This window comes from Caballeronia humi, from assembly GCF_001544475.1.
GTDB classification, from domain to species: domain Bacteria; phylum Pseudomonadota; class Gammaproteobacteria; order Burkholderiales; family Burkholderiaceae; genus Caballeronia; species Caballeronia humi.
In genome coordinates this window covers 1-12,100 of record NZ_FCNW02000093.1, presented here as the reverse complement: position 1 = coordinate 12,100, position 12,100 = coordinate 1, and the positions used below count along the sequence as shown (strand labels likewise).

Below are 12,100 nucleotides of genomic sequence, written 5' to 3'. Positions count from 1 at the left end.
GGTTGAAAGCTGCTTTCTTTGCTTACTTTCTTTGCAGCAGCAAAGAAAGTGAGTCCCGCCCCGGACAGGGGCAGAGCTAATAGACCGAAAAGAAAGCAAGTTCCACAGAAGCCCAGGCGCATCAAACGGTGTAAAACCCCACCCCCAAGCGCCAGCGACCTCCTTCGGCATTGCGTTTGCTGATACGTCTCCGATCACGACCGGAGACCATCTTGGCGACACCTGCGCAAAACGAGTCGATCAGCAAAGACCTCAAGTCATCGCTAAAAAAGACCTTTGGCCTAAAAGCGTTACGCCCCGGCCAGGAACAGGTAATCCAAAGCGTCCTGGACGGTCACGACACGCTGGCCGTGATGCCCACCGGCGCAGGCAAATCCCTCTGCTACCAGTTACCCGCGCTGCAACTCCCCGGCATGACGATCGTCGTCTCGCCGCTCATCTCGCTGATGAAGGACCAGTCCGACAAGCTCACCGAAGCCGGCGTAGCTGCCGCCGTCCTCAACAGCGCGCTATCCGCCGCCGACGAACGCCAGGCCCTCGCCGACATCGCCGCCGGCGACGCACGCATCCTCTTCGTCACGCCCGAACGTCTGGCGAACGCGGATTTCGTCGCGATGCTCACCGAAGACGGCATGCCCGAGATCCCGCTCGTCGTCGTCGATGAAGCGCATTGCATCTCACAATGGGGCCACGATTTCCGCCCGGCCTTCGTCGAGATCGCGCATTCGATCCGCGCACTCGCGCGGCCGCCCTTGCTCGCCCTGACCGCAACGGCCACGCCCGCCGTCATCGCCGACATCGTTCACGAACTCGGCATGAAGCACGCGAACGTGATCAATACCGGCGTGTATCGCGAGAACCTGCGCTTCGCCGTCGAGCAGATGACCAACCCGCGCGCCAAACGCGCACGCCTCGTGGAACTGTCGAACGAACTGAAAGGCGCAGGCATCGTCTATTGCGCGACCGTCGCTGAATGCGATGCGGTGCATGCGGCGCTCGTTGAAGCGGACGTCGAGGCGGAGCGTTATCACGGCAAGCTCGCGGCGAGCCAGCGCTCGGACGCGCAGGATGCGTTCATGCAGAACCGCGTGCGCGTGATGGTCGCGACCAACGCGTTCGGCATGGGCATCGACAAGCCCGACATCCGCTTCGTGATCCACGACCAGATGCCCGGCAGCCTCGAAGCCTACTATCAGGAAGCAGGCCGCGCGGGCCGCGACGGCGAACCCGCGCGCTGCATCCTGCTTTTCGAACTGAAGGACAAGCAGGTGCAGCAGTTCTTCATGAGCGGCCGCTATCCGGGTGTCGACACGATAAAGCGCACTGCCGATACGCTGCACACCCTCGCGCGCAAAGAAGAAAAACACACGATCGACAAGCCCGTCGAGCGCCTGCGCGACGCGCTGCCGGCGGTCGGCGCGAACAAGCTGCGCATCACGCTCGGGCTGTTGCACGACATCGGCTTTCTGAAGCGCACGCGGCGCGGCGCGGTGAAACTCTGCGACGACGACGCCGCAGGCGAGCGCATCGGCGAAGCGGCCGAGCGCTACGCAGCGATGGCCGAGCGCGATCGCGCGGTGCTCGAACGCATGCTTTCGTACGCGCAGAACGCGCAGTGCCGCTGGCGCCTCTTGCTCGACTACTTCGCTGCGAACCTGAACGACGCCCGCGCGCTGAAGCCGCTGCAGGAATCGACGACGCTCGTCGCATCACAGCCCGACGCGCATGACGAACTCGACGGTGGCACATGCGGCACGTGCGACAACTGCCTGCACCCGCCGACCATCATCGAAAGCGCGCGTGAGGAACGCATCGCGCACGAAGCCGCGCCTAATAAGAAGGCACCGCGCGCCTGGCAGGCGGGTGAGCGCGTGCGCGTGAAGCGCTATGGCGAAGGCACGGTCGAACTCGTGAGCGGCGAACGCGTCGCGGTGACCTTTCCCGATGGCGAGACCCGCACGTTCATCGGCCGCTATCTGAAGCCTCCGCCGCAATAAAAAAGCCAGCCTCGAACCCGAAGCTGGCTTTCTAGCTGACCCACGCAGCGCGCAAATTTAAGCGGCTGCGTCCTTCAGCTTCTTCAGCGGGCGCGCCTTGATGCGCACGCTTGCCGGCTTGGCCGGGAACCAGCGCTCTTCACCCGAGAACGGGTCCTTGCCGAAGCGGCGCTTCTTCGCCGGCACGGTTTGCGCCGAGATCTTCAACAGGCCCGACAGCGTGAATTCGCCCGCGCCCTTCTTGTGGACCGCGCCGAGGATCGTGTCTTCGAGCGCCGACAGAACGGCCTTCACAGCCTTCACGTCGACGGTTGCACGATCGGCGAGATGCACCGCGAGCGATGCCTTCGTGAACGTGTCCTTGATCGGCGACAACGCGCCCGGTGCCTTCGTCGTGGCCTTCTTGGCTGCGACGGGCTTCGCGGCAACCTTCTTTGCTGCTACTTTTCTTGCCGGAGCGGCAGCGGCCTTGGGAGCGGCTTTCGTTGCAGCCTTCGGCGCGGCTTTTTTAGCAGCGGTTTTTGCGGAAGTCGGCATGGTTCTCCTACCTGTTGTGGTCAGTGTCATGAGAATACGTGCGCGTCGAAGCACGCGTATCACCGCCGGATTCTACAAGCGCCGCACGGGTTCGTGCGAGTCTTTTTGCGTTTTGCACCGCTTTTTAAGGGGTTTTCTGTAGCCTCGAAGCGATGAAGACACTTTCAAGCATCGCTTCAAGCCGTCGATGTGAAGTGCGCGATGAGCGGATAGTGATCGGATGCGATGCGCGAGAGCGGCGTGCGATGCACTTCGACACGCATGAGACGTTCGCCCGGATGCACCCAGATGCGGTCGAGCGCGAAGAGCGGATAGCGCGTCGGAAAGGTCCGCGGCGCAGGCACGCGATAGAAATGCGTGACCAGTCGACGCAGCGTTCGGCCATGCACGAACCACTCATTGAGATCGCCGAGGAGGATCACGGGCATCCCGGGGGTATCAAAACTGCGCAGCACCTGATCGACCTGCGCGCGCCTTTCGCTCGATGCGAGCCCGAGATGCGTCGCGACTACGCGCCACACTTCGCCGCCGCAATCGATGTCGGCATCGAGCGCGCCGCGCGGTTCGCGGCTCCTGAACGACAGGTCCAGCGTACGCACGCCGCGCACCGGAAAGCGCGTCAGCACGGCGTTGCCGTAGCGGCGCGCGGGGGTATCGAGCGTCGGTCCTTCGACTGCGTTAAGGCTCGTCATCCGCTGCAAGATGTCGAGCACGTTCGGCGCGCTGCTGCCGCCGAGCGGCACTTCCTGCAGCGCGAAGATGTCGGCGTCGATTTCGGCGAGCACGCCGCCGATACGCTCCGGCGCAAACTTCCCGTCGATACCCACCGCGCCATGCACGTTGTAAGTGGCGATCTTCAGCTCGCGAACCGGCGGCTGCGATTCGAGCGCCGCATTGCTTTCGATGTCGCGCATGAACGTCATGAATTCACCTCGTCGGTGCGCTTGCCGTTCGTCGCCACGCTGGCCGCTTCGTCGCGCGGCGGCGTGTTGGTCTCGCGAAAGTCGTGGGCGCGCGCGGCTTCGTCGCTTGCCTTGGCCTTTTCTTCATCGCTCGCGGCTTGCGCTTCCGCTTCGACTTCGCTCGCTTTCGGGCGGCCCAGAAAACGCTGCAGCAGCAGAGAAATACCCACGAGCACCACGCCGATGCCGATCAGAACCGCAAACGATCCGACCGTCGGATGACGCAGCGAAGCAACCAGTTGATGCGCGAACGCAACGGTCAGCAGGATGCCCGGCCCCATGCCGAGCAGCGTGCCGAGCATGAAGTCGCGCATGCGGATATGCGAGGCGCCGGCCACCAGGTTGACGATCGTGAACGGCGCAACCGGCAGCAACCGCAGCACGACGACTGCGACGATGCCGCGTTTCGCCACGCGCTCCGAGAGCTTGTTCACGCGCGTCCCGGCGACGCGCCGGACCATATCGCGGCCGAGCCAGTTGCCGAGCAGATACGTGACGGCCGCGGCGCACAGCGTGCCCGAAAGCGCATATACGCTGCCCCAGAGCGCGCCGAAGACGAGCCCCGTCGCGGCGATCAGCAGCGTCACCGGCACCGACACCACCGCCGCGCTCGTGAAGCCAAGCACGATCCAGAGCGGCGCGAACGGCAGCGCTTCGACGTGGCGCGTCGCGCGCGTGAGCGACTTGAGGTTCACGTAATCGGCGAGCGGCGTCCAGTGCCAAAGTCCCGCGAGCCCGACGATCAGCAACGCGAGTACGCCGAGCAGCGCGAAGCGCCCGATCAGCGGACGCGGTTTGTCGACAGGCACGAATTGCCCGACCAGCTCATCGGGCGCAACCGGCGTCTCGGGATCGATCAGCGCTTCGGGCGGGATCAGCCGGTCGAGATCGGGCGAAAGCGCCGGTTCGAGCCGCTCCAGCGTGCGATGCTCGTTCGAATCGCGTTGCAGCGCTGCAATCGCCGCGTTCATGCCGCCCCGCGTGACTCGTTCGCGGACCACGTCCTCCACTTCGCAGCCGAGATGCTCGGCGAGCAGCATGTCGCGCATGCGGGCGATCGCCGACTGGATGCGCGGATCGCCCGCTGCATCGATCGCGAGGTTGCATTCGGTATCGAGCACCATCGAGCGATTGTTGAGATTCGCCGAGCCGACCAGCAGCAAGTCGTCGTCGACGATCATCAGCTTGCTGTGCACGTTCACGCAGTGTTCGCCGAGGTCCGGCACGCACGGCGACAGCAGGCGATAGCGGTCGTGCGTATCGGCGATGCTCAAAAGACGATGCAGGCGCGCGCGCAGCACGCCCATCGTCACCTGCTGCAGCCAGCCGCTTTGATCGCGCGGCACGACGATCGCGAGGTCGGGACCGTCGGGCTTTTCGAGCGATTCGCCGAGCGCAGCGCCAATCGACCCCGACGTGAAATACTGGTTCTCGATATAGATGCTGTCTTTCGCGCGCGCGATCGCATCGAGATACTGTGCGCGAATCTGCCGCACGGCCGGACGATCCGCGTAGGCGGGCTCGGTCAGCGAGATCGCGAGTTCGACGTCGGTCAGGTCCGCTGCGCGCGACGGCGGCCACGGATCGCCCTCGTTTTCCACGCGATGCGCGCGGATCGCGAAACGCCGGCCGCACGCGCGCTGCCAGCGTTCACGCGCGAGCAGGCCGATTTCGCGGGCGGCGTCGCCGTCGAACATCGTATGGATGTCGTGGAAAGGCGCGTACGGCGCATCGTTCGCGTCGCGGCGCAGCGGGTTTTTCGGCGCGTGCTCGGGCGTGTCCCAGCGCGAACGCGTGAGATCGAGGCCGCCGACGAACGCGAGCCGGTCGTCGATCACGACGAGCTTCTGATGATGCGATCCGCCGAGCGGATGCCGGCCGTCCATCTGGAACGCAATGCGCCGATGCGTGCGCCAGCCCATCTTGTAGACCGGGAGCCATTCGCGCTCGAACGCGTACAGCATCGCGAAATCCCACGCGAGGATGTAGATCCGCAGACGACGCCGCTGCGCCGCCACTTCGTGCAGGAAATCGCCGAGCGCTTCGGGAAAACCGTCGTCGGCGCCTTCAGGTGTCAAGCGCATGCGGCTGTCGATGTCCCAGCCGAGGATGAAGATCGTGCGCTCGGCGCGCGTGATCGCCTCGCGCAGCACGCGAAAGTAATCCGAGCCGTCGACGAGCAGGCTGAAGCGGTCCGCGTGCTGCACGCTCGCGCAGTTTTCTCCGGGGACGAAAAACGAGTCCGTGCTCATGCAGTGTTCCGGCGTATCGCTGATGTCATGTTTAGTGGCTTGTGTTCGAGTTGGAAAGAGTTTTGCAAGGTCCATGCCTGAGCGCGCGGTCCTCCGATATCATCGGCTGCACCCATCCGTTGCCGGACGCGCCACCATGAACAGCACCGATGCCGAGGAACACACGAGCGAACAACGAAGCGGACTTGTACCGCTAGCCGTGATTTCGCTGATCGTGGGCGCGGCCACCGGCGCGCTCGGCTCGTTCTTTCGTTATTCGCTCGAACGTGCGGACGTCCTGCGCGATGGGTTCATCGCGTGGGCGCATACGTGGCATGTGATCGGATTCGTGCTTGTTGTGCTCGCGGCGTCCGTGGCGACTGCACTCGCCGCGTGGCTCGTGCGGCGCTTCGCACCCGAGGCGAGCGGCAGCGGCATTCCACACGTCGAATCGGTGCTCAACGGCGACCAGAAGCCCGCATCGATCGTGTTGATTCCGGTGAAATTCATCGGCGGCGTGCTCGCGATCGGTGCAGGGCTCGCGCTCGGCCGCGAAGGACCGACGGTGCAGATGGGCGCGACGATCGCGCATCTCTTCGGCACGTTCTGCCGACGCAACGCCGGCGATTGCCGCGTACTGCTAGCCGCTGGCGCCGGCGCCGGGCTGGCCACGGCATTCAACGCGCCGATCGCGGGCGCCGTGTTCGTGCTCGAAGAACTCGTGCGGCGCTTCGAGACGCGCACGGCGGTCGCGGCGCTTGGGGCATCGGCGGGAGCGATCGCGATCGCGCGCCTCATCCACGGCGATATCCCCGACTTCCAGTTCGATGCTCACGAATTCGTCCGCTTTCGCGCGCTGCCCGCACATCTCGTGCTGGGGATCGTCGTGGGCTTGATCGGCGTCGCTTATTGCCGCGCGATTCTCTGGGCACTCGCCGTAGCGGACCGGCTCGGCCGAGTTCCCGTCGAAGCGCGGGCCGCGGCGATCGGCGCAGCGGTCGGGCTGCTTGCGTGGTTCGCGCCTGAGATGGCCGGCGGCGGCGACCCGATCACGCAGCGCATGCTGTCCGACACCGGCACGCTCTCGGGTGTCGTGCTCGTGTTCGCGGTCCGCTTCGTGCTTGGGCCGTTGTCGTACGCGGCGCTCACGCCCGGCGGACTGTTCGCGCCGTTGCTCGTGCTGGGCGCGCAGGCGGGCCTCGTGTTCGGCCGCGCCTGCGCCGACTGGCTTCCAGGCCTGGCCGCGCAGCCCGGTGGATTCGCGGTCGTCGCGATGGCGGCATTCTTCACCGCCGTCGTGCGCGCGCCGGTGACGGGCATCGTCCTGGTGACGGAAATGACGGGCGGCTTCACGCTGCTCCTGCCGATGCTCGTCGCGTGCTTCACGGCGATGGTCGTGCCGATGATGCTCGGCTGCGAGCCAATCTACGATTCGCTAGGCAAACGCGCCGGGCGACAGGCGCGGCAGGCGCTCCGCTAGGCGGCGCAGGCGTACCGGAAACCATCCATCGATTTGTACCGGTACTGTACCGCTTCAAATCGATAAACTTGGTCCCTCAAGTCATCGTTAAAAGGACCATCGCCATGCCCGCCGAACTGTTGAGCGCCCTGCCCGCCGCCGTGCTCTTCGCACTGGTGACGACGATTACCCCCGGCCCCAACAACACGATGCTGCTCGCTTCAGGCGTCAACTTCGGCCTTCGGCGCACGGTGCCGCATCTGCTCGGTATCAGCGTTGGCGTCGCGATTCTGATGCTCGCGGTGGGTCTTGGGCTCGCGCAGGCGTTCACGCGCTTCGCGTGGCTGTACACCGTACTGGAGGCGGTGAGCGTCGCTTATTTGCTGTATCTGGCGTGGAAGATCGGGACATCGGCGTCGGTACAGGTGCGCGACGGCGAGCGCCGCCCGATGCGCTTTTACGAAGCCCTCGCGTTCCAGTGGATCAATCCGAAGGCCTGGATGATGGTGCTCACCGCCGCGACGACCATCCATCTCCATGCGAGCCTGTCGCTGAATGCCGCGTTGATGGCGCTCGTGTTTATCGTGGTGGGCCTGCCGTGCATCACGATGTGGGCAGCGTTCGGCATGTCGCTGCGTCGTTTTCTGAGCCGTCCGCGCTGGTTGCGCGCGTTCAATCTGACGATGGCGCTGCTGCTCGTGTTGTCGCTTTATCCAATCGCGCAGAAGTTTTTCGACTGACGCGCTGCACAATAAACTGTCGATCGTCATTCCATACGACGAACTTGCGCATGCCCTCTTTGCCGGTGCGCTGGACCGGTGCATACTCGACAGTACGCGCCGGCACGCAAAATCTGCAGTCCCGCTTGCAAGTTTGGGACTGCGTCTGGTCTTCTGGCTGTCCCACGCACTCTCTTCGCCGCTGGAAGCGGCCTTCGAACCGGCGTGTACGTACCTTGCTTCCCGTCTAATTCGCGCCGCCCTGGCGCGGCTTTGAAATCTGTTCAAGGAGTACGCCATGTCTGGAGCCAATCGCCCGTCCGGTCCCGCAACACGGAAGTCCCTGGATCTCGCCGATCAGATCGAACGCGATGAACTAGAGAACAACCTGCCGGATGCGCTGAACAACGTCGACGACGAAGACGACGACGATGAATCCGACTCCGGTAGCACGTCAGTGCGCTAGCCCGATACTTCATACGCGCATGTCAGCGCGACAGTGAACTACGCGATGAGCCGCATGAGCCGACAGGCCCTGCGGCTTTTTTGTCGCCTTTTGCCGAGCGATTCGCGGCTGGGCACGTGAGTTGCTCCTGCTGCGATGCCGCCGCCTGCGAGCGGCAGGAATTGATAAACCGATGCGGCGATGGCTTATGCCAGCACGCGAATCAACCGACAATCGATCCTGTGGAGGGATTCATGCTTCGATACGCTGTCATTTTCTTCATCATCGCAATCATCGCCGCGTTCTTCGGCTTTGGTGGCATCGCGTCTGGCGCAACTGAAATTGCGAAGATCCTGTTCTTCATCTTCATCGTGATCTTCCTGGCAACACTGTTGCTCGGCGTATTCAGGCGATGACGGTTTGAGGGGAACGGCGGTGCTTTCCTGACTTCCGCCGTGCAAGGGGAAGAAGCGCGAGGAGGATGGGCTCGCGCTTTTTTTTGTGGGTATTTCTCATCCCGCCCACTTCCCCAAAAACCCCCACAACGCATCATCTGCCGAATACGGCACGTTGAAGCGAAACCACTCGCTCGCCGCATCGCCTGGCCGGAAGTACGACCCCGGCGCGAGCCAGATGCCGTCCGCAAGCGCGCGCGTCGCGACTTCGCCCGCCTGCTGCGGCTCGATCGCGAGCCGCGCCCACACGAACAACCCCGCGCGCGGCCGATGAAACAGCTCAAGCCCGAGCGAATCCATCCGCTCTTCGACGAGCGCATGTGCCTCCTTCAGCTTCTCCCCGACGAACTCGACATGCCGCGCATACCGCCCCTCCGTCAACACTTTCTCGACGATACGTTCCGTTGTCGCCGATGACGTCAGCCCGACCGCCATCTTCGTGCGCGCGAGTTCGCGCAGCACGTCGCGCTCGGCGACGACATAACCGCAGCGCAACGCGGGCGTGATCGTCTTCGCGAAGCCGCCGACGTACACGACGCGATTCAGTCCCTCCATCGCCGCGAGCAACGGCGCACCGGGCGGCGCAAGCTCACGGTTCACATCGTCCTCGACCACCCAGAGGCCGTGCCGCTCGGCGATCTGCAGGAGCCGGAACGCCGACGCCATGCCGAAGGTCGCGCCCGTGGGATTCTGCAACGTAGTGTTCAGAAAGACCGCTTTCGGCCGATGCTCTAGCACGAGCCGCTCGAAAATCTCGGTATCGATGCCGGCCGCCGTGCGCGGCACGCCCAGCACAGTGAGCCCGGCGAGCGTCAGGATCTGCAGCAGATTGCAGTAGCCCGGGTCCTCGACGACCACTGCATCGCCCGCGCGCAAAAGCGTGCGCACGATCAGGTCGAGCGCCTGTGTCGCGCCGGCGGTCAGCAACACGTTCGACGCGGCATCGACCGGCAGCCCGTGGCGGTCCAGTTGCTCGGCGATCCGCTCGCGCAACGGCGCGAAACCGTATGGATGCCCGTAATCCGCCATGCGCGCGGCCGGCACGCGGCTCACGGCGCGCAGCGCGTGATGTAGCCCGCTTTCGTTGATCCATTCGTTCGGCAGCCAGCCGCAGCCAGCCTTGATCGGCACCGAATGATCGGCGAAGACATCGGAGAGCAACCACGTCGCGGTGAGGCTGGGCGGCTGCCACTCGACCGCCCGCGCGCGCTCCGTTTGCCCGCGCGCCGCCACGCGATACCCCGAGCCACGCCGCGCGACGACGAGCCCCATCGACACGAGCCGCCCGTAAGCCTCGGTGACGGTGAACGTGCTCAACTGCTGCGCCTGCGCGAAGCGCCGCACCGATGGCAGCAATGCGCCGGCGCGCAGCGTCTGCTCTTCGATGGCCTGGGAAAACGCCCGCACAATCTGCTCGACGAGCGTCGGCGCCTGCGCGCGGTCGCGTTCAAGAGTAAGTTCGATCATGGAATCGAGAATAGCGTTGCCGCCGGCGGAGTGCCAGTACAGTTGACAGCATTTTGTCAATACAGTTAGCAGCGCAGTGGGGCAACTGTCTATGCCGCGCAAAATCGTCGAGGACTAGAGTGAGCGTTCTTTCTGAGGAGACCTCCGCCATGAATTCGCGCCCTGTCATCGATGATCTGTCGTCGTTCTGGATGCCCTTCACCGCCAATCGCCAGTTCAAAGCCGCGCCGCGTCTTCTGGAAAGCGCGAAGGGCATGTACTACCGCTCGACCGACGGCCGCGAAATTCTCGACGGCACCGCCGGCCTCTGGTGCGTGAACGCCGGCCATTGCCGCGACGAAATCGTCGAAGCGACGCAAAAGGCGCTCGCCACGCTCGACTTCGCTCCGACCTTCCAGATGGGCCACCCGCTCGCGTTCGAAGCCGCGACGAAGGTGGCGAACCTGATGCCGGAAGGGCTCGACCGCATCTTCTTCACGAACTCGGGTTCGGAATCCGTCGATACGGCGTTGAAGATCGCCCTCGCCTATCACCGCGCGCGCGGCGAAGGCCAGCGCACGCGTCTGATCGGCCGTGAGCGCGGTTATCACGGCGTGGGCTTCGGCGGGATTTCGGTCGGCGGCATCGCGCCGAATCGCAAGACGTTTTCGGGCGCGTTGCTGCCTTCGGTCGATCACCTGCCGCATACGCACGACCTCGAACACAACGCGTTCACGAAGGGCCAGCCCGCGTGGGGCGCGCATCTCGCCGATGAACTGGAGCGCATCGTCGCGCTGCACGATGCATCGACGATTGCGGCCGTGATCGTCGAGCCGCTCGCGGGTTCGACCGGCGTGCTCGTGCCGCCGAAGGGCTATCTTCAGAAGCTGCGCGAAATCTGCACGAAGCACGGCATCCTGCTGATTTTCGACGAGGTCATCACCGCCTTCGGACGTCTCGGCAAGGCGACGGCAAGCGAATACTTCGGCGTCACGCCCGACATGATCACGATGGCCAAGGCCATCAACAACGCGGCGATCCCGATGGGTGCGGTTGCCGCGCATCGCAACGTGCACGACACGGTGATCGGCGCGGGCGCAGCCAACGCGATCGAACTCTTCCACGGCTATACGTACTCGGCGCACCCGGTCGCAATGGCCGCGGCCATTGCAACGCTCGATCTCTACGCACGCGATAACCTGTTTGACCGTGCGGCATCGAAAGCGGAGAAATTCGAATCGGCGGTGCATGCGCTGCGCGGCGCGCCGTTCGTGAAGGACGTGCGCAATCTCGGGTTGGTCGCGGGTGTCGAACTGGAATCGCGTGAAGGCGCGCCGGGCGCGCGTGCTTATGAAGTGTTCGTGAAGTGCTTCGAGGCGGGCGTGCTGGTGCGCTATACAGGCGACATCCTGGCGTTCTCGCCACCGCTCATCATCGAGGACGATCAGATCGATCACCTCTTCGGCACGGTTCGCAAAGTGCTCGAAAGCGTCAAGTAAATCATCGGCATCGGATAGATAAGGAACAGACATGGGTGAGTCACATCAAAGCGAGACGCGTATCGGAGCGATTTCGCATTTCATCGGCGGGCAGAAGGTCGAAGGCACGAGCGATCGCTTCGGCGATGTGTTCAATCCGGCGACGGGCGCGGTTGCGTCGCGGGTTCCTTTAGCCAGCGTTTCCGAGGTCGATGCGGCGGTTGCGGCGGCTAAAGCTGCATTCCCGGCATGGAGCGAAACCGCGCCGATCAAGCGCGCTCGCGTCATGTTCAAGTTCAAGCAATTGCTCGATGAGCATCATGACGAGCTGGCTGAGATCATCACGCGTGAGCACGGCAAGGTTTTCACCG

General features: G+C 64.2%; 11 protein-coding genes. 7 read left to right on the top strand and 4 right to left on the bottom strand.

Annotation, left to right across the window (positions count from 1 at the left end; genetic code table 11):
• Positions 1-170 precede the first annotated feature (170 nt).
• A complete protein-coding gene (locus AWB65_RS33050; RefSeq protein ID WP_327359508.1) occupies positions 171-1,997 on the top strand; it encodes a RecQ family ATP-dependent DNA helicase in 1,827 nt (608 codons plus the stop codon).
• A 57-nt stretch (positions 1,998-2,054) separates the two neighbouring features.
• Here AWB65_RS33050 and AWB65_RS33045 read toward each other — a convergent pair whose 3' ends face one another.
• The 3 genes from AWB65_RS33045 to AWB65_RS33035 form a co-directional block, all read right to left on the bottom strand.
• Entirely contained in the window at positions 2,055-2,534 is a 480-nt protein-coding gene (locus AWB65_RS33045; protein ID WP_087671026.1) for an HU family DNA-binding protein, read from the bottom strand.
• A 176-nt stretch (positions 2,535-2,710) separates the two neighbouring features.
• A complete protein-coding gene (locus AWB65_RS33040) occupies positions 2,711-3,448 on the bottom strand; it encodes an endonuclease/exonuclease/phosphatase family protein (protein ID WP_235008012.1) in 738 nt (245 codons plus the stop codon).
• A gap of 5 nt (positions 3,449-3,453) precedes the next feature.
• On the bottom strand, positions 3,454-5,748 hold the full coding sequence (locus AWB65_RS33035) for a VTT domain-containing protein (RefSeq protein WP_087671024.1): 2,295 nt from the start codon (positions 5,746-5,748) through the stop codon (positions 3,454-3,456).
• 136 nt (positions 5,749-5,884) lie between these two features.
• Here AWB65_RS33035 and clcA point away from each other — a divergent pair, with 136 nt between their 5' ends.
• The 4 genes from clcA to AWB65_RS33020 all read left to right on the top strand — a co-directional run bounded on the left by clcA (position 5,885) and on the right by AWB65_RS33020 (position 8,766).
• On the top strand, positions 5,885-7,207 hold the full coding sequence (gene clcA / locus AWB65_RS33030) for a H(+)/Cl(-) exchange transporter ClcA (protein ID WP_087671023.1): 1,323 nt from the start codon (positions 5,885-5,887) through the stop codon (positions 7,205-7,207).
• A gap of 104 nt (positions 7,208-7,311) precedes the next feature.
• Complete coding sequence (locus AWB65_RS33025) at positions 7,312-7,926, top strand: LysE family translocator (RefSeq protein WP_087671022.1); 615 nt, start codon at positions 7,312-7,314, stop codon at positions 7,924-7,926.
• Between the two features lie 277 nt (positions 7,927-8,203).
• A complete protein-coding gene (locus tag AWB65_RS36530; protein WP_159907941.1) occupies positions 8,204-8,371 on the top strand; it encodes a hypothetical protein in 168 nt (55 codons plus the stop codon).
• 233 nt (positions 8,372-8,604) lie between these two features.
• Positions 8,605-8,766 (top strand): DUF1328 family protein, encoded by a 162-nt coding sequence (locus AWB65_RS33020; protein ID WP_031363615.1) that lies wholly within the window; start codon positions 8,605-8,607, stop codon positions 8,764-8,766.
• Positions 8,767-8,862: 96 nt separating this feature from the next.
• On the opposite strand, the gene AWB65_RS33015 is transcribed toward AWB65_RS33020, so the two are convergent.
• Positions 8,863-10,272: an aminotransferase-like domain-containing protein gene (locus tag AWB65_RS33015; RefSeq protein ID WP_087671021.1), complete on the bottom strand. Its 1,410-nt coding sequence runs from the start codon at positions 10,270-10,272 to the stop codon at positions 8,863-8,865.
• A 149-nt stretch (positions 10,273-10,421) separates the two neighbouring features.
• Between AWB65_RS33015 and aptA the strand changes: the two genes are divergently transcribed.
• Entirely contained in the window at positions 10,422-11,750 is a 1,329-nt protein-coding gene (gene aptA, locus AWB65_RS33010; RefSeq protein ID WP_087671020.1) for an omega-aminotransferase AptA, read from the top strand.
• Positions 11,751-11,781: 31 nt separating this feature from the next.
• Positions 11,782-12,100, top strand: a 319-nt coding sequence (locus AWB65_RS33005; RefSeq protein WP_125474280.1) for an aldehyde dehydrogenase family protein, incomplete at its 3' end; no start/stop codon positions are given.